Genomic DNA, 16,679 nt, shown 5'->3' on the forward strand with positions numbered 1-16,679 from the left:
GTCAGAGGGCGTCCGGGTCGTGGGCCAACGCCTCGGCGGCCTTGCGGGCAAGCTGGATCGCGGTCCGCGCCCACTCGTGGGTTGCACCAGCCAGACCACACGCCGGGGCCACACCGAGGTGGTCGCGCAGCACCGCGCGCCCGAAACCGAGCCGATCCGTCACCGCCACCACCGCGGCCGCCACCTCCTCCACCGACGGCCGCCGCTCCGGCGCGGTCGCGGGCACGACGCCCAGCACGATGACCCGCCCCGACTCGACGAACGCCGCGATGCCGTCCAGATCCGCGGCTTGCAGCGTGCCGGCGTCCACCGCTACCGCACTAATACCATTGCGCTGCAACAGATTCCACGGCAACTCGGGAGCGCAGCTATGCAGCATGACGTCGGCGCCGGCGCCCGCCACACAGGTGTCGAGCAGGGCGCCCGCCACCGCCTCGTCGAGCGCGGCGACCGGGCTCAGCGCGGTCACCCCGGCCAGCCGTCCGCCCAATGCCGCCGGCAGCGACGGCTCGTCGAACTGCACCACCACCGGCGTGTCGAGTCGACGGGCCAGCTCCGCGCGGTGTGCGGCAACGCCTTCGGCCAGCGACTCCGCAAGGTCACGCAGCGCACCGGGGTCGGTGATCGCCCGGTGGCCGTTGGCCAGCTCCAACCCCGCGGCCAGCGTGATCGGCCCGGGAGCCTGCACCTTGACCACCCGCCCGCCGCCGCGCAGGCCGGCGGTCTCCCAGGCCTCTTCCAGCGCGTCCATGTCTTCGTCCAGCATGCTCGCGGCCCTACGTGTCACCGCGCCGGGCCGGGCGGCGATGCGGTAACCGCGCGGCACGGTGTCGATGGCCACGTCGACCAGCAACCCGCCGGCGCGCCCGAGCATGTCGGCTCCCACCCCCCGGGCGGGCAGCTCGACAATGTGGGCCAGCGCGCCCGCCAACTCACCGACGACGACCTCGGCGGCCTGCCGCGGGACGATGCCGGGCCAGGATCCGATGCCGGTGGCCTTCGCAAAAGGCGAGGCGAAAACACTCACCCGGCAACCGTATTCGACCACCTCTCGCGCCCAGGCCGGCAGGGGGGAGTCACCACCACGTCACGCGAGCAGGTTCGAGCCCGGAAGGGCGGCAAATGGCGAGACTGATGCGGCCGCCGCTGTTGTGCTGCGCAACGTTGCCGACAGCGGCGTGCACGCGGGTGGTGGGTGGCACCGCACTGCCGGCGTTCGGCGCCGGGCAGCGGGGTGTGCTCGACGTCGCCACGATCCTGCTGGGCCAATCGCGGATGCGCGCGATCACCGGCGCGGGCGAGCACCTGACGATCATTGCCTCGATGGACGGCAGGTATCGGGTCCTGTCGGTGGCGTTGCTGGAAGTCACCTTTTGCGGCTTTCCGGAATCGTGTCTGACATCGCGCTAACGAACATCGCGGCGAACGTGCCAGGTTCGCGCCGTCGGGGCCGTCGTCAAGATTGGACGGCGAAATCCCGGGACAGCCGTACGTCCGGGAACCATTGGCCGTCGGGCAAACCGGCGGTGAGTTGGTCGATCGCGACGGCTATCGCATACGGCGTCCCGGGGCTAAACGTCGATACCCACTCGCCGTCGTATGCGCGGGACGGACTGACCAGAATGCGGCCCCCGGTGGTGTCGACGATGCTCAGGCCCACTTCAGTGGTGGCGGACTGGCCGTCTTGGTCGCGGGCGCCCGCCACGACCTCGACGTAATTGCGCGGGCCGTTGAACACCGACTCCACCACCGCGCGCGCCGATTCCGGGATACCCAGGTAGTCAACGACTTCCGCTAGTGACGCCCCGGCCCGCAGGCGCTCGTCGGCCCGAGTCCCGACCCGCGCCGGCAGGCTGAACTCATCGAACCGCGCCGGGGGCCGGTTCGCCAGCCCGGCGCCCAGGACCGGAACCAGCGCCCGGGGTTCGTGAATATCCAAAGCTGTCAACGTGATCAGCTGCGCGTTGCGCAGCGCGACGACGGTCTTGTCGCTGACATCGCCACGCCGCGCGACGACGCCGCGCAGTAGTTCCTCGGCGCCGGTGGCCGGTGCTGGACCCACATAGCGCAGGTCGAGCCACCGGTCCGGGAAGCACAGCACCTTGACCCAGTCGGCCACTGCCCGGTTGACGACGCCGCCCGCGGACAGCACGCCCATCCGGGCCAACTCCGTGGCCTGACGACTCGCCCACCCATCGCGTTCTGCGGCATCGCGATACGGCGTGGTGATTGCCAGCACCCACGGAAAGCTGCCCGCTTCAATGGTTTCGGCGATGAACCAGGCGTGATCGACCGTCAGCTCGACGGCGTTGGGTGCTGTTTGCATCTAGCTAACCGACGAACGGGCTAGCCCCATTTGGCGGCTTCGGCGCCGTCGCGGGCCAACATGGCCATGGTGTTGGCCTCATGCGTGGAGGCCATCGACTGATAGGCCCGCACCAGGTCCTCTAGGGCCTGGTTCCACTGCGCCTGCCAACCCTGATAGGTGATCCCGGTATCACCCTGCCAGGCATTCGACAGCGCGGCCTGCTCGCTGGCGATATCGGCGCCCAGGCTCTGCAGCGTGCCCGCATACCCCGACATGTCCCCGGCATGGGCCATCATCGCCGGGTAGTTGTACATAATCTGCGACATCACAAACCCTTTCGATAATCAGTAACGGGCGGCTTTAGAACCCGGTGTAGCTGGACGCAGCGGCGGCATCGGCGGCCACATAGGTGCCCGCGGCATCCCCCAGGTTGGCCTGCGCGAGATCCAGCAAGGCGTTGACCTTGGCGGCCGCGGCGACAAACCGGGCATGGGCGGCCTGAAACGCCGCCGCGGACTCCCCCTGGTGAAACGCCTGCGCCGACATCGCCGACTGCTCGGCCTGACCGATCGTGTGGCGCATCAACCCCGCCTTGGCGGCAAACGCCGACTGCGAGGCCACCAACTGCGGAATATGGGCATCCAACAAACTCATCACGATCCCTCTCTTTTTCGGGTTTCCCTTGACAACGCCGTTAACACACGGCGCCAACCACATTCGGCTCCCAGCTCGCCGGCAGCATCGGCACCCGCACACCACCACCAAGCCCATCGCCGGCCAACACCGTCAAACCACACGGCGCCGCAACCGCCTCCTTACCGGCCGTCCCGGCAAACCCCAACACCCCAGCACCCCGATCAGAAGCCACCACCGACACCAACCGCGCGCCAGAAGCACCACCCGCCAACGGCTCCACCGCCCCGACAGCCACAGCGGCCGGCGCGGCAACCACCCCCGCCGCCGGCATAGCGGCCAATCCCGCCACACCGGCCACACCCGCGACAGCCGGAGCAACACCAGCGGCCAACACCCCCAACAAGGGAGCCGCCAAAAGCGGAACAGCGCCAATCAAATTCGAAATAATCCACGCAACAACAATCGTTGTAATGGCTAATGCGTTACCGAAGATTACTAACGGAAGTAAAATGAGTCCGATGGTGAATGGTATCCCAAGCAGAGCGAGGGATACCAGATCATCAAAGGCCAGTATGAACTGGAAATTCAAGAGATTCACGACCAATAGGAACAGTAGCTCAATGAAGGCTTCGGCGGTCTTTTCGAAAATTTCGCCGATCTCTGCCAGTTCTTTAGCGGCCTCGGTTAAGACCTGCATTATGGCTTGCCACGGGAATGGTGTGAGGGTGGCGGCCAGGGCGCCGGAAAGGTTGATGCGTAGAGCTGTGACCTCGGCCGTTATCAGTGTGTGACCGGCGTGTCGGATGTGGCGGGTGTGGCCAACGGGCTTGGATGCAGGTTGCGAAGCCAACCATCCGAACCCGAGGTCACACCCACGTGCCATCTTCTCCGACGCCGCCTGCCGATGCGAACCCGACGCGCCACGAACGCCTGTTGCAAGCCCTGCAGACAGTGCCCGACCCACGCGACCGGCGCGGGTGCGCTACTCGTTGGCCGGGTGCTCGCACTGGCGGTCACAGCTACCTTGGCCGGGTGCCGGTCGTTCGCGGCGATCGGCCAATGGGCCGCAGAGGCGGCAAGTGGCACACTGGCTTCGTTCGGAGTCACCAGCGGCAGCGCCCGGACGAATCGACGTTGCGCAAATTGTTCGCCCGCCTCGATGCCGACGCCCTCGACCAAGCATTGGGCGTGTGGATGTGGACGCGAACCTTCACCGTCGAGCAGCGTCGCGTGATCGCCATCGACGGCAAGACGATCCGAGGCGCGCGCACCCGCGCTGGTGGCAAGGCCCCACACCTGATCGCCGCATTCGACCACGGTGCCGGAGTCGTGCTAGGACAGGTGGCCGTCGACGCAAAGAGCAACGAAATACCCGCTGCGCGAACACTGTTGAGGCATCTCGATCTCGACGATGCAGTGGTGACCCTCGATGCGATGCACACCCAAACCGATACCGCCACACTCATCACCGGCGCAGGCGGCGACTACGTGTTCACAGTGAAGGCGAATATGCCGACCCTGCACCACAAGCTCAAGACACTGCCCTGGAAGGACATGCCCGCCCACACGACCCGGGCCGCTGAGCGTGGCCGACACATCACCCGTTCGATCAAGGTCGCCGACGTTCCCGACTGGATCGACTTTCCCGGTGCAACCCAAGTCGCCCAGCTGCGCCGCACCGTCACCGTTGACGGAAGCAAAACCGTCGAGGTCGTGTACCTGATCACCTCAGCAAACCACACGGCCGCACCGCCCCAGCGGCTCGCCACCTGGGTCCAAGGGCACTGGAGCATAGAAAATCGCCTCCACTGGGTCCGAGACGTCACCTTCGCCGAGGACTCCTCGCAGGTACGCACCGGCCAAGCACCACGGGTGATGGCCACCTGCCGCAACCTCGCCATCGGCATCCTGCGAATCACCGGCTGGGACAACATCGCCGCCGGCCTACGCCACCACGCCACACACCCAGACCATGCCCTCAAACTGGTCCTGACCTCATGAGACGCGACTTTTCCGGCACCCTGGGGTGGCGGCGGCCACGGCGTTGCTGATTTCGTTGGCGCCGGGTTTGACGATGACCGGTGCGGGGCTGGTGTGCGGTGTTGAGGTCACCGCCGCACCCGCAACGGCGTCATAGACGCTCATCGTGGTGGCGGCCTGGATCCACATCCGCACGTAGTCGGCCTCGTTGAGCGCGATGGGGATGGTGTTGATGCCGAAGAAGTTCGTCGCCACCAACACCGCGTGGGTGACGTGGTTGGCGGCCAGCTCGGCCAGCGTCGGCATCGCCGCCAACGCGCCGACATAGGCGGCCGCCACCGTCTGATGCTCGGCGGCCGTCGCCGCGGCATCGGCGCTGGCCTGCATCAACCACGCCACGTACGGCACGTTGGCGGCCACGTACGCCTCGGCGCTGGGGCCCAGCCAGGCACCGGCCTGCACCGCGGCCACGATTGCGGTGAGTTCTTCTGCCGCAGCGGCGTATTCGGTGCTCAGCGATGCCCAGCCCGCCGCGGCCGCCTGCAGCGAAGCCGGACCCGGGCCGGCGCTGAGCAGCGCCGAATGCACCTCCGGCGGCGCGGCCATCCAGACCGGCGCCGTCACAGCGAACCACCCGCACCCGCATACGACGCCGCCGCGGCGGCGTCACCGACGGCATAACTGATAGCGGACTCACCCACACCGATCCCGGAACGGCCCAGCTCTTCGACCCCTTCGGCGGCCACCGCGGCGTGCTCGTTGCCCAGGGCGCTAAACCCGGCCGCGGTCTGCAGCGACACCGGATCGGCCGCCGGCGGCACCACCGCCGTAATCGCCGGCGCCGCACCGGCGTGCGCGGCCGCCAGCCGCGCGGTCAGCGCTTCCACCGCCGCACTGGCCGCCGCCAAACCCTCAGGAACCACCCGCAACGTCACTACCGACACTCCTTCCGAGACGCACCTGCACCCGACAATGAATCTCACGGATTATATTGCTTGTCAACTGTTGCCGTAGGCTACGGTTACGTAGGTAAAGGCGACGGTGCCGTAGGTTTCTGACACACGGCGCGGGCTACCTAACCGCGGAACGAATGCGCCAGAGACATAGCGACATTCGGATTTGGCGCCGCGTCAGGCCCGGGGTTTGGCGCCGGACGACGACCGCGAGGTGCCGGTGATGATCGCGCTGCCGAGCACCTCGTCACCATCGGGATCGGGCCGGTACAGCACCAGCGTCTGCCCGCATGCCACACCACGCAGCGGCGTGACCAACCGCACGCAAAGCTCGTCACCGACCAATTCGGCTACCGCACTGGCGGTTTCGCCATGCGCGCGCACCTGAACCGCGCACTCGATCCGACCCGGCGGCGCGCAACCCGCGGTGAACACGGGCGCCCGTCCGGTCAGCGCGTGCACGTCGAGGTCGGTCACGTCGCCCACGTGAATGGTCTGTGTGCCGGGGTCGATCGCCGTCACGTAGCGCGGGCGACCATCCCGCCCGGGCCCGGCTATGCCCAGACCTTTGCGCTGACCGATCGTGAAACGGTGCACCCCATCATGTTCGGCGAGCACGGCACCGTCCGCATCGACCACGGTGCCGCGGCGAACCCCGATGCGCTCACCCAAAAAGGCTTGCGTGTTCCCGGACGGAATGAAGCAGATGTCGTGGCTGTCCGGCTTGTCGGCGACCGCGAGGCCGCGGCGGGCGGCCTCCGCACGGATCTGTGGCTTAGGAGTGTCCCCGATCGGAAACACGGTGTGGCGCAGCTGTTCGGCGGTCAGCACGGCCAGCACGTAGGACTGGTCCTTGTCCCGGTCGACGGCGCGGCGCAGCCGCCCATCGGACAGGCGGGCATAGTGGCCGGTGGCCACGGTGTCGAAACCCAGCGCGATGGCCCTCGCGGACAGGGCGGAGAACTTGATCCGCTGATTGCACCGCACGCAGGGGTTGGGGGTTTCCCCGCGGGCATAGGACGACACGAAGTCGTCGATCACGTCTTCTTTGAACTTCTCGGCGAAATCCCATACGTAGAACGGGATTCCGAGTACATCTGCGACACGGCGGGCGTCCGAGGCGTCCTCCTTGGAGCAGCAGCCCCGCGACCCGGTGCGCAGCGTGCCGGGCGCCGTCGACAGCGCCAGGTGCACGCCGACCACGTCGTGCCCGGCATCGACCATGCGGGCCGCCGCGACCGACGAGTCCACGCCACCGCTCATCGCGGCGAGAACCTTCACCCCGACGCCCCCGTGGCGGCCAGGGCGGCCCGGCGCGCTCGGGCGACCGCACCGGGCAACACCTCCAGCGCCGCATCAACATCGGCGTCAACACTGTTGTGTCCCAACGAAAGACGCAGCGATCCTCGGGCGCTGGCCGGATCGGCGCCCATCGCGATCAGCACATGCGACGGCCGCGCGACGCCGGCGGTGCAGGCCGAGCCGGTCGAGCACTCGATTCCGTTGGCGTCCAACAGCATCAACAGCGCGTCACCTTCGCAGCCGCGGAAGGTGAAGTGCGCGTTGCCCGGGAGCCGCAGCGGATCGCGGGCACCGTTGAGTCGAACGTCGTCAACCTCTGCGAGCACACCTTCGACCAGGCGGTCCCGCAGCGCCCGCAGCCGCGCGCCGTTGGCCTCCAGCCCGTCGACCGCGATCTGTGCCGCCGTTGCCATTCCGACGGCACCAGCGACATCGGGTGTGCCCGAACGAATGTCGCGCTCTTGCCCACCGCCGTGCGACAGCGGCACACAGCTGACGTCGCGGCGCAGCAGCAAGGCGCCTACGGCCGGCGGACCGCCGAACTTGTGCGCGGCGACGCTCAACGCCGACAGCTTGCTGGCGCCGAAATCGACCGGCAGCTGTCCCACCGCCTGAATGGCATCACTGTGCATGGGCACGCCGAACTCGGCGGCGACGGTCGCGAGTTCGGCGGTGGGCATGATGGTGCCGACCTCGTTGTTGGCCCACATCACCGACACCAGCGCTACGTCGTCGTGGCTCTCCAGCACCTCGCGCAGCGCGGCTGCCGACACCGAGCCGTCGGCCGCGGTGGGCAGCCACGTCACCTGGGCGCCCTCGTGTTCGACGAGCCAGTTCACCGAGTCCAGCACGGCATGGTGTTCCACCTCGCTGGTGACGATGCGCCGGCGACTCGGCTGCGCATCGCGGCGGGCCCAGTAGATCCCCTTGACGGCCAGGTTGTCGCTCTCGGTGCCACCCGCGGTGAAGATCACCTCCGACGGGCGCGCGTGCAGCTTGTCCGCGATCAGCTCACGGGATTCCTCGATCCGCCGACGCGCCTGACGTCCGGTGGTGTGCAGCGACGAAGCGTTGCCGACGGTGCCGAGGACGGCCGTCATCGCCTCGATGGCGGCGGGGTGCATCGGAGTGGTGGCGGCGTGATCCAGGTAGACCATGACTCGGCCCACGATACCTGCAGGCCCGAGGGGTCAGGCGACCAGCGCGTGCCCGCGACCTGGGTGCCGCGAGGGGCCCACCTCCACCGCGGACTGGCAGCGACTGGCCAGGGCCCGCCGGTCGGTGCCCGGCAGCTGCAGCGATTCGACGCGCACCCGGGCCACAGTGCGGCGCACGCGGAGCAGCCGGCAGACCGATCGCAACAAGGTGTCCTCGCCGACGAAAGCCGGCGCCGTGGAGACGCTGCCGTCGACGTGGTGGTACGTCAACCGCAGTGGCTGCACCGGACGGCCGGCATCGATCGCGGCCTGAAACATCGCCGGGTAGAAGGACCCGCACCCCTTGTGCGATTGCCCGGCTCTCCCCCGCAAGCGGGTGGGGGTACCTCCCGCGTGCGGGGGAGTGCCCCCATCTCGGGCCGCGTCGCGGCCCGCATCGTCGCCGTGCCAGCCGCACCAGGTGGTGCCCTCCGGAAACGCCACCACCGTGTGCCCGGCGCGCAGCCGACGGGCGACTGCGTCCACCACGCCGGGCAGGCGCCGCAGGCTGGATCGCTCGATCGGGATGACCCTCAGGATGCGGGCCGCAATCCCGGTCGCGCGTCCGGTGAACATATCCGCGCGGGCGACGAACGAGCCCGGCAACACCGCACCGATAGCGAAGACGTCGAGCCAGGACATGTGGGGGCTGACAACCAGGACTCCGCGCAGGTTGCGAATCGGATTGCCCGACACGGTGATTCGAACGCCGAAACAGCGCAGCACCAACCGGCAATAGCCGCGTTGCGCGCGCGTCCGGCCCGGCAGTGGCACCGCCAGCAGCGGCAGCCCCGGAGCCAGCAACAGCGCCAACATGACGCGAAGCGTCACTCGCAGCGCCACCCGCACCGGCCGCGCCGCAGCCGTGTCGCCGACGCCCACACAGCTGACGTCACACGATGCCCGCGGGAGCCAGGCGTGCGCGGCCGTCCCGGTCATCAGGCCGCTCCGCCCGCCATCGCGCCAGCCATCTCGGAGGCCGCCGACACCGACCGCAGTCTTCGCAGATAGCGGGTATCGGCATGCTGTTTGGCCAGCAGCGCGCAGAAATCGCCAACACCGAAGTCTGGGTCGTGCGCCGGCTCACCGCAGACCCGGGCACCGAGGCGCAAGTATCCGCGCATGAGTGGTGGGATCGTCGGCCGTGGCGGCGGGGCCAAGTCGTCCAAGCCCTTGCCGTCGATCCGCACCGGCCGGTAGGGGCGCACCCGGTAGTGCGACGCGTGACGGCTCAGCGCGAAGTCGCGCACGCCGCGGATCTGGCTACCGGGTGCTTCACCGTCGGTATCGATCGGCACCGACACGCAGCCGGTCACGTAGTCGTAGTCGTAGCGGTCCAGGTAGGCCAGGATGCCCGCCCACATCAGCAGCACTACGCCACCGTTGCGGTGGCCTTCGCGCACAACCGCGCGGCCCATCTCCACCAACGATGGCCGCAACGAATCGAACGCGCGGACGTCGAACTCAGTGGCGGTATAGAGCCCCCCGGCGGCGATCGCACCCGCCGGCGGCAACATCCGGTAGCAGCCCACCAGCTCCCCGGTGCCGTCGTCGCGGACCAGCAGGTGGTCGCAGTACTCGTCGAAACGATCGACGTCACGGCCGTCGCCCGCCGCCGGTAGCGCGAAGCCCGGCGTGCTGCTGAACACGTCATAGCGGAGCCGCTGCGCCGCCTCAATGAGAGAAGCGTCGGTGGACAGCAACAGGGAATAGCGCGGCCCGGGAGCCGACGCGGAACACGAAGCCAGCGCGCCACGCTCTTTCTCGCTGGGTATGAGGACAGAAGCAATGCTCATGCCAACAACGTGGCTCAGCCGGTCAGCTAATCGGCATCGGCGCTATGACATGTCGGTGCACGTCTGATGACGAAACTGGGCGAGCAGTCGCAAAAGCACCCATCCCGGCACGGGATTGGGTGCTTTTGCGACTGCTCGGCCGCAGAAACTCAGCCCTTGCGGGCCTTGATCGCCTCCGTCAGCTGCGGAGCGACCTTGAACAGGTCACCGACCACGCCGTAATCGGCGATCTCGAAGATGGGTGCCTCCTCGTCCTTGTTGACCGCGACGATGGTCTTGGAGGTCTGCATGCCCGCGCGGTGCTGAATCGCCCCGGAGATGCCGAGCGCAATGTAGAGCTGCGGCGACACGGTCTTTCCCGTCTGGCCCACCTGGAACTGGCCCGGGTAATAGCCGGAATCGACCGCCGCGCGCGACGCCCCTACCGCCGCACCCAACGAGTCGGCCAGCGCCTCGACCACGCTGAAGTTCTCCGCACTGCCGACGCCACGACCACCGGACACCACAACGGTGGCCTCGGTCAGCTCCGGCCGGTCACCGGCCACCACCGGCTCGCGCGAGGTGATCCTGGTGGCGTTCTCGGCCGGAGCCGGCACCTCCACGCTGACCTGTTCACCCGCGCCGTCGGCTGGCTGTGCCTCGATGGCCCCGGCCCGCACCGTGATCACCGGGGTGTCGCCATTGGCCTGCGCCTCGACGGTGAAGGCGCCACCGAAAATGGAGTGGACGGCCTTGGCGCCCTCTTTGACCTCGACGGCGTCGACCAGCAGACCGGATCCGATCCGGGCCGCGAGCCGCCCGGCGATCTCCTTGCCGTCGGCGGTGGCCGCCAGCAACACCGCCGCGGGAGCGTTCGATTCCGCCAGCCCGGCCAGCACGTCCACCACCGGGGTGATCAGGTAATTGTCTACGGCGTCGGACTCGGCAACGTAGATCTTGGCGGCACCGGCCGCCTTCAGCCCGTCAATCAGCGGGGCGGCCGTGCCCGGCGCGCCGACCACGACGGCGGCCGGCTCGCCCAGCGCGCGGGCGGCGGTGATCAATTCGGCGCTGACCTTCTTCAGCGCGCCTTCGGCGTGCTCGACGAGCACCAATACTTCAGCCATGGGGTTTTGTCAGCCTCGTCTCTAGTTGGATTGCCGGGCTCGGTGCTCGCGCCGTTCCGGCGCTCGCCGTCGCCCGGCTAGATGATTTTCTGGGCTATCAGGTACTGCGCGATCTGGTTGCCGCCTTCACCCTCATCGGTGATCTTCTCACCGGCGGTCTTCGGCGGCTTCGGTGTCGAAGCCAGGACGGTCGACCCAGCGTTGGCCAGCCCGACCTCGTCGCTCTCGACGCCGATGTCGGCCAGGGTCAGCACCGTGACCTCCTTCTTCTTGGCGGCCATGATGCCTTTGAAGGACGGGAAGCGCGGTTCGTTGATCTTCTCGTTCACGCTGACCACCGCGGGCAGTGAGGCCTCGAGGGTGAATACGCCCTCGTCGGTCTCGCGCTCGCCGGTGATTTTGCCGTTCGCTACCGACACCTTGCGCAGGTGGGTGAGCTGCGGCAAGCCCAGGTACTCGGCGATGATGGCAGGCACCGCGCCGCCCACGCCGTCGGTGGATTCGTTGCCGGCGATCACCAACTCGGTGCCCTCAATGGTGCCCAGCGCGCGCGCCAGCGCCCACCCGGTCTGGATCACGTCGGAGCCGTGCATGCCGTCGTCCTTGAGATGAACGGCCTTGTCGGCGCCCATCGACAGGGCCTTGCGGATCGCCTCGGTGGCGCGCTCTGGGCCCGCGGTCAGCACGGTGACCGACCCCTCGATGCCATCGGCGGCCTCTTTCTCCCGGATCTGCAGCGCTTCTTCCACCGCGCGCTCGTTGATCTCGTCCAGCACCGCGTCGGCGGCTTCGCGGTCCAACGTGAAATCGCCGTCGGTCAGCTTGCGCTCCGACCAGGTGTCCGGGACCTGCTTGATCAGGACCACGATGTTTGTCATGAGTCTGGCTCGTCCTCCTCAAAGGAGTCCCGCAGTGGTCAACTGCGGGACCTCGGTCACGCATTTCACGACCGCACAGGCATGTTACTAATCGGTAACTTCGTGCGGTCTGCCCTCACACCATAGCGGGTCGTGCTTGCCCGATTGCCCGCTCTCCCCGCAAGCGGGAGGTGCCCCCACCCGCTTGCGGGGGCGTGCGGCCACGGGCGGCTACCACGGACCGCATCGTCGCCGGGCGGCCTTCGGTCGCCTCGATGTCCCCGCAAGCGGGCGGTACCTCCGGTGCGCGGTTCGCGAAACGGGCGGCACGGGTTAGCCTGCCTTAGCAATGAGCGCATTCGTCCCTGACGTCCCCCACCACATCTCCGGCGCCACCTCGCCGGGGGTCGATACGGCGTTGACGCTGACGGGCGAGCGCACCATCCCCGGTGTGGACATCGAGAATTACTGGTTTCGCCGCCACCAGGTGGTGTATGAGCGGCTGGCGCCCCGCTGCGCGGGCCGTGACGTGCTGGAAGCCGGTTGCGGCGAAGGCTACGGTGCCGATTTGATCGCCGCCGTCGCCCGCCGAGTCGTCGCGGTGGACTATGACGAGGCCGCGGTGGCCCATGTCCGCAGCCGCTACCCCGGGGTGCACGTGCTGCAGGCAAACCTGGCCGAGTTGCCCCTAGATGACGCGTCGGTGGACGTCGTGGTCAACTTCCAGGTCATCGAACACCTGTGGGACCAGGGCCAGTTCGTCCGCGAGTGCTTCCGGGTGCTGCGGCCCTCGGGGCTGCTGATGGTGTCCACTCCCAACCGCATCACCTTCTCCCCCGGCCGCGACACCCCGATCAACCCGTTTCACACCCGCGAACTCAACGCCGACGAACTCACCGAACTGCTGCTCGCCGGGGGGTTTTCCGACGTGTCGATCAGCGGTCTGTTCCACGGGCCGCGGCTGCAAGACATGGATACCCGCCACGGCGGTTCCATCATCGACGCGCAGATCGCCCGCGCGGTGGCCGACGCACCGTGGCCCCCCGGGCTTGCGGCCGACGTTGCGGCGGTCACCACCGCGGATTTCGACGTCGCTGAGGCCGGCGACCGAGATGTAGATGACAGCCTGGATCTAATCGCGATCGCGGTGCGGCCGTGAGCACGTCCTCGAGCCGGGTTCCGGGCATGTTCAGCCTGGTTCTGCACACCCACCTGCCGTGGCTGGCCCACCACGGCCGCTGGCCCGTCGGTGAGGAATGGCTCTACCAGTCATGGTCGGCGGCCTACCTGCCGCTATTTCGCGTGCTGCGCACCCTGGCCGACGAGGGTCGGCACCGGTCGATCACCCTCGGGATGACGCCCGTGGTCAACGCCCAGCTCGACGACCCGTATTGCCTCGACGGCATGCATCACTGGCTGGCCAACTGGCGACTGCGCGCGGCCGAGGCCGCCAGCGTGCGGATTGCTTCCCGCGCGAAGTCGGCCGACTATCCGTCGTGTGCACCGGAGGCGTTGCGGGCCTTCGGGATTCGTGAATGCGCCGAGGCGGACGAAGCACTTGAGGACTTCGCAACCCGGTGGCGCCATGGCGCCAGCCCGCTGTTGCGCAGCCTGATCGACGCCGGCACCGTGGAGCTGCTGGGCGGCCCGTTGGCCCACCCATTCCAGCCATTGCTGGCGCCGCGGCTGCGCGAGTTCGCGCTGCGCGAAGGGCTGGCCGACGCACGGCTTCGCTTGGCGCACCACCCGACCGGGATCTGGGCACCCGAATGCGCCTACGCCCCAGGCCTGGAAACCGAGTACACGACTGCCGGCGTCTCTCACTTCATGGTCGACGGCCCGTCACTGCACGGTGACGCCGCGCTAGGCCGGCCGGTCGGCGACACCGATGTAGTCGCGTTCGGACGTGACCTGCAGGTCAGCTACCGGGTGTGGTCGCCGAAATCCGGCTACCCCGGACACGCCGCCTACCGCGATTTCCACACCTATGACCACCTCACCGGTCTCAAGCCGGCCCGGGTCACCGGCCGCAACGTGGCGTCCGAGGCCAAGGCACCCTACGATCCCGAGCGGGCCGACCGCGCGGTCGACCTGCATGTCGCCGACTTCGTCGAGGTGGTGCGCCGCCGGTTGCTCACCGAGTCCGAGCGCATCGGGCGGCCCGCCCACGTGGTGGCCGCCTTCGACACCGAGTTGTTCGGCCACTGGTGGTACGAGGGCCCGACGTGGTTGGCGCGCGTGCTGCGGGCCCTGCCGGCCGCCGGCGTGCGGGTGGGCACGCTGAGCGACGCGATCACCGATGGCTTTGTCGGTGATGCGGTCGAATTGCCGCCCAGCTCGTGGGGTTCCGGTAAGGACTGGCAGGTGTGGGACGGCGAGAGGGTGGCCGATCTGGTCCAGCTCAACAGCGAAGTGGTCGACACCGCGTTGACCACGGTCGACAAGGCTTTGGCGCAGACGGCGTCGTTGGACGGACCTACTCCTCGCGATCATGTTGCCGATCAGATCCTGCGCGAGACGCTGCTCACCGTGTCCAGCGACTGGCCGTTCATGGTGAGTAAGGATTCCGCCGCCGACTACGCCCGGTACCGCGCACACCTGCATGCCCACGCCACCCGGGAGATCGCCGGGGCGCTGGCGTCGGGTCGGCGCGAGGCGGCGCGGCGGCTGGCCGACGGGTGGAACCGCGCCGACGGTCTGTTCGGCGCCTTGGACGCCCGAAGGCTGCCCAGGTGACGGCCCGGTTGGCCAGCAGGCGAGACTGCGGTGACGGCGTCGATCCTGCGGCCACGACATGGCGTGGCCACGATTGCACGCCGTGGGCGCAGTCTCGGCGACAAGAGGGACGCTCGTGAGGATCCTCATGGTGTCGTGGGAATACCCGCCGGTGGTGATCGGCGGGCTTGGGCGGCACGTGCATCACCTGTCGACCGCCCTGGCCGCGGCGGGTCACGACGTCGTCGTGTTGTCCCGCCGTCCGTCGGGCACCGATGCCAGCACGCACCCGTCCTCCGACGAGGTCTGCGCGGGTGTCCGGGTGATCGCGGCGGCGCAGGATCCACACGAATTCACCTTCAGCGACGACATGATGGCCTGGACCCTGGCAATGGGCCATGCGATGATCCGCGCCGGCATGCCCCTGAAGAGACGCGGCACCGATCGCCCATGGCGTCCCGACGTCGTACACGCACACGACTGGCTGGTCGCTCATCCGGCCATTGCGCTGGCCCAATTCTACGACGTACCAATGGTTTCCACGATTCACGCGACTGAAGCCGGCCGGCATTCCGGCTGGGTTAGCGGCGCTCTCAGCCGTCAGGTGCACGCCGTCGAGTCGTGGCTGGTACGTGAATCCGATTCGCTGATCACGTGTTCGGCGTCGATGAGCGACGAGATCACCGAGCTTTTCGGGCCCGGCCTGGCCGAGATCACGGTGATACGCAACGGTATCGACGCGGCGCGCTGGCCGTTCGCTGCCCGACGCCCACGCACCGGGCCACCCGAACTCCTCTACGTCGGGCGGCTGGAGTACGAGAAGGGTGTACACGACGCCATCGCCGCGCTGCCGCGGATCAGGCGCACCCACCCGGGTGCCACGCTGACCATCGCCGGCGAGGGCACCCAGCAGAACTGGCTTGTCGAGCAGGCCCGCAAACACAAGGTGCTCAAGGCAACCAGGTTCGTAGGACACCTCGACCACGACGAGCTGCTGGCGCTGCTCCATCGCGCTGACGCCGCCGTGCTGCCCAGCCACTACGAGCCGTTCGGCCTTGTTGCCCTCGAGGCCGCCGCTGCCGGCACCCCGCTGGTGACGTCGAACATCGGCGGCCTCGGCGAGGCGGTGATCAACGGACGGACAGGGGTATCCTGTGCACCCCGTGATGTGGCGGGACTGGCCGCGGCCGTGCGCACAGTGCTCGACGATCCGGCGGCCGCGCAGCGGCGCGCCCGGGCGGCCAGAGAACGGCTGACCTCCGACTTCGACTGGCAGACAGTGGCCAGCCAGACCGCACAGGTGTACCTGTCGGCCAAGCGCCGCGAACGGCAACCACAGCCGCGACTGCCGATCGTCGAACACGCACTGCCGGACCGTTGAGCAACGATCGGAGCTGGGATGAAACCGCAGGACGAGAACGGACGCCACTTCCCCTACCGCTACGATCCGCGACTGGCGCTGATGTGGCTGCCGTTTCGATGGCCGGGCAACCAAGGCGTGACGCTAACCGGCGACGGCCGTTTCATCGCCCGCTACGGGCCATTCCGCGCCGAAGCTCCATTGGCGAGTGTGCGCGATGCGCATATCACCGGCCCCTATCGATGGTGGACTGCGGTCGGCCCCCGACTGTCGATGGTCGACGACGGACTGACCTTCGGCACCAACGCCCAGGCCGGGGTGTGCGTCCACTTCGAGCCGCCTATACGCCGCGTCCTCGGGCTGCGCGACCACTCAGCGCTGACCGTGACCGTGGCAGACACCGAAGGCCTGGTCGCCGCGCTCAAGAGGGTCACGTAGGGAGGAGCCGTTCCGGCCACCTGTCCTGTGGC

At 68.3% G+C, this 16,679-nt stretch carries 17 protein-coding genes and 2 pseudogenes; 6 read left to right on the forward strand and 13 right to left on the reverse strand.

Annotated elements, in window-relative coordinates:
- Position 1: 1 nt before the first annotated feature.
- On the reverse strand, positions 2 to 1,027 hold the full coding sequence (locus tag G6N24_RS14435; protein ID WP_085157762.1) for a uroporphyrinogen decarboxylase/cobalamine-independent methonine synthase family protein: 1,026 nt from the start codon (positions 1,025 to 1,027) through the stop codon (positions 2 to 4).
- 95 nt (positions 1,028 to 1,122) lie between these two features.
- Between G6N24_RS14435 and G6N24_RS14440 the strand changes: the two are divergent.
- Positions 1,123 to 1,436: pseudogene (locus G6N24_RS14440) on the forward strand (hypothetical protein); the annotation flags it as partial.
- Between the two features lie 20 nt (positions 1,437 to 1,456).
- On the opposite strand, the gene G6N24_RS14445 reads toward G6N24_RS14440, so the two are convergent.
- Genes G6N24_RS14445 through G6N24_RS14460 form a run of 4 tightly spaced genes read right to left on the reverse strand, consistent with a single transcriptional unit; the run spans position 1,457 to position 3,641 of the window.
- Positions 1,457 to 2,326: an ESX secretion-associated protein EspG gene (locus tag G6N24_RS14445; protein ID WP_085157632.1), complete on the reverse strand. Its 870-nt coding sequence runs from the start codon at positions 2,324 to 2,326 to the stop codon at positions 1,457 to 1,459.
- A 20-nt stretch (positions 2,327 to 2,346) separates the two neighbouring features.
- Complete coding sequence (locus G6N24_RS14450; protein ID WP_163745519.1) at positions 2,347 to 2,634, reverse strand: WXG100 family type VII secretion target; 288 nt, start codon at positions 2,632 to 2,634, stop codon at positions 2,347 to 2,349.
- 34 nt (positions 2,635 to 2,668) lie between these two features.
- On the reverse strand, positions 2,669 to 2,962 hold the full coding sequence (gene esxG / locus G6N24_RS14455) for a type VII secretion system protein EsxG (RefSeq protein ID WP_163745520.1): 294 nt from the start codon (positions 2,960 to 2,962) through the stop codon (positions 2,669 to 2,671).
- 40 nt (positions 2,963 to 3,002) lie between these two features.
- Positions 3,003 to 3,641 carry a PPW family C-terminal domain-containing PPE protein gene (locus G6N24_RS14460; RefSeq protein WP_163745521.1) on the reverse strand — a complete coding sequence of 213 codons (639 nt, stop codon included), beginning with the start codon at positions 3,639 to 3,641 and terminating at the stop codon, positions 3,003 to 3,005.
- A gap of 437 nt (positions 3,642 to 4,078) precedes the next feature.
- On the opposite strand from G6N24_RS14460, the gene G6N24_RS14465 reads away from it, so the two are divergent.
- Entirely contained in the window at positions 4,079 to 4,945 is an 867-nt protein-coding gene (locus G6N24_RS14465; RefSeq protein ID WP_197743092.1) for an ISAs1 family transposase, read from the forward strand.
- A 24-nt stretch (positions 4,946 to 4,969) separates the two neighbouring features.
- On the opposite strand, the pseudogene G6N24_RS14470 reads toward G6N24_RS14465, so the two are convergent.
- The 8 genes and pseudogenes from G6N24_RS14470 to G6N24_RS14505 all read right to left on the reverse strand — a co-directional run.
- Positions 4,970 to 5,548 (reverse strand): annotated as a pseudogene (locus tag G6N24_RS14470) (PPE family protein); the annotation flags it as partial.
- Entirely contained in the window at positions 5,545 to 5,859 is a 315-nt protein-coding gene (locus tag G6N24_RS14475) for a PE family protein (protein WP_163745522.1), read from the reverse strand. The gene G6N24_RS14475 and the pseudogene G6N24_RS14470, both read right to left, overlap by 4 nt.
- Positions 5,860 to 6,054: 195 nt before the next feature.
- Positions 6,055 to 7,158, reverse strand: a complete 1,104-nt coding sequence (gene mnmA, locus G6N24_RS14480; protein WP_085162046.1) for a tRNA 2-thiouridine(34) synthase MnmA — start codon at positions 7,156 to 7,158, stop codon at positions 6,055 to 6,057.
- Entirely contained in the window at positions 7,155 to 8,336 is a 1,182-nt protein-coding gene (locus G6N24_RS14485) for a cysteine desulfurase family protein (RefSeq protein WP_085162069.1), read from the reverse strand. Before G6N24_RS14485 ends, mnmA begins: the two co-directional genes overlap by 4 nt.
- 33 nt (positions 8,337 to 8,369) lie before the next feature.
- Positions 8,370 to 9,314: a lysophospholipid acyltransferase family protein gene (locus G6N24_RS14490; protein ID WP_085162047.1), complete on the reverse strand. Its 945-nt coding sequence runs from the start codon at positions 9,312 to 9,314 to the stop codon at positions 8,370 to 8,372.
- On the reverse strand, positions 9,314 to 10,171 hold the full coding sequence (locus G6N24_RS14495) for a GNAT family N-acetyltransferase (protein WP_085162048.1): 858 nt from the start codon (positions 10,169 to 10,171) through the stop codon (positions 9,314 to 9,316). Before G6N24_RS14495 ends, G6N24_RS14490 begins: the two co-directional genes overlap by 1 nt.
- Positions 10,172 to 10,320: 149 nt before the next feature.
- Positions 10,321 to 11,277, reverse strand: a complete 957-nt coding sequence (locus G6N24_RS14500; RefSeq protein WP_085162049.1) for an electron transfer flavoprotein subunit alpha/FixB family protein — start codon at positions 11,275 to 11,277, stop codon at positions 10,321 to 10,323.
- A gap of 77 nt (positions 11,278 to 11,354) precedes the next feature.
- Positions 11,355 to 12,155: an electron transfer flavoprotein subunit beta/FixA family protein gene (locus G6N24_RS14505; RefSeq protein WP_085162050.1), complete on the reverse strand. Its 801-nt coding sequence runs from the start codon at positions 12,153 to 12,155 to the stop codon at positions 11,355 to 11,357.
- A gap of 328 nt (positions 12,156 to 12,483) precedes the next feature.
- Here G6N24_RS14505 and G6N24_RS14510 point away from each other — a divergent pair, with 328 nt between their 5' ends.
- The 4 genes from G6N24_RS14510 to G6N24_RS14525 all read left to right on the forward strand — a co-directional run bounded on the left by G6N24_RS14510 (position 12,484) and on the right by G6N24_RS14525 (position 16,647).
- Positions 12,484 to 13,293 carry a class I SAM-dependent methyltransferase gene (locus G6N24_RS14510; RefSeq protein ID WP_085162051.1) on the forward strand — a complete coding sequence of 270 codons (810 nt, stop codon included), beginning with the start codon at positions 12,484 to 12,486 and terminating at the stop codon, positions 13,291 to 13,293.
- A complete protein-coding gene (locus tag G6N24_RS14515) occupies positions 13,290 to 14,870 on the forward strand; it encodes a 1,4-alpha-glucan branching protein domain-containing protein (protein ID WP_085162052.1) in 1,581 nt (526 codons plus the stop codon). The genes G6N24_RS14510 and G6N24_RS14515 overlap by 4 nt, the downstream gene beginning before the upstream one ends.
- A gap of 115 nt (positions 14,871 to 14,985) precedes the next feature.
- Positions 14,986 to 16,230 carry a glycosyltransferase family 4 protein gene (locus tag G6N24_RS14520; RefSeq protein WP_085162053.1) on the forward strand — a complete coding sequence of 415 codons (1,245 nt, stop codon included), beginning with the start codon at positions 14,986 to 14,988 and terminating at the stop codon, positions 16,228 to 16,230.
- Between the two features lie 18 nt (positions 16,231 to 16,248).
- A complete protein-coding gene (locus G6N24_RS14525) occupies positions 16,249 to 16,647 on the forward strand; it encodes a hypothetical protein (protein ID WP_085162054.1) in 399 nt (132 codons plus the stop codon).
- The last annotated feature ends 32 nt before the right edge of the window (positions 16,648 to 16,679 follow it).

The organism is Mycobacterium lacus, assembly GCF_010731535.1.
Classification (GTDB): domain Bacteria; phylum Actinomycetota; class Actinomycetes; order Mycobacteriales; family Mycobacteriaceae; genus Mycobacterium; species Mycobacterium lacus.

What these genes read in the sequence shown, in the direction of transcription:
- G6N24_RS14460 (WP_163745521.1), bottom strand. Translation starts at nt 3,641, where the DNA reads ATGCAGGTCTTAACCGAGGCCGCTAAAGAACTGGCAGAGATCGGCGAA.
- G6N24_RS14485 (WP_085162069.1), bottom strand. Translation starts at nt 8,336, where the DNA reads ATGGTCTACCTGGATCACGCCGCCACCACTCCGATGCACCCCGCCGCC.
- G6N24_RS14450 (WP_163745519.1), bottom strand. Translation starts at nt 2,634, where the DNA reads ATGTCGCAGATTATGTACAACTACCCGGCGATGATGGCCCATGCCGGG.
- esxG (WP_163745520.1), bottom strand. Translation starts at nt 2,962, where the DNA reads ATGAGTTTGTTGGATGCCCATATTCCGCAGTTGGTGGCCTCGCAGTCG.
- G6N24_RS14490 (WP_085162047.1), bottom strand. Translation starts at nt 9,314, where the DNA reads ATGACCGGGACGGCCGCGCACGCCTGGCTCCCGCGGGCATCGTGTGAC.
- G6N24_RS14445 (WP_085157632.1), bottom strand. Translation starts at nt 2,326, where the DNA reads ATGCAAACAGCACCCAACGCCGTCGAGCTGACGGTCGATCACGCCTGG.
- G6N24_RS14505 (WP_085162050.1), bottom strand. Translation starts at nt 12,155, where the DNA reads ATGACAAACATCGTGGTCCTGATCAAGCAGGTCCCGGACACCTGGTCG.
- G6N24_RS14510 (WP_085162051.1), top strand. Translation starts at nt 12,484, where the DNA reads ATGAGCGCATTCGTCCCTGACGTCCCCCACCACATCTCCGGCGCCACC.
- G6N24_RS14495 (WP_085162048.1), bottom strand. Translation starts at nt 10,171, where the DNA reads ATGAGCATTGCTTCTGTCCTCATACCCAGCGAGAAAGAGCGTGGCGCG.
- G6N24_RS14525 (WP_085162054.1), top strand. Translation starts at nt 16,249, where the DNA reads ATGAAACCGCAGGACGAGAACGGACGCCACTTCCCCTACCGCTACGAT.
- G6N24_RS14500 (WP_085162049.1), bottom strand. Translation starts at nt 11,277, where the DNA reads ATGGCTGAAGTATTGGTGCTCGTCGAGCACGCCGAAGGCGCGCTGAAG.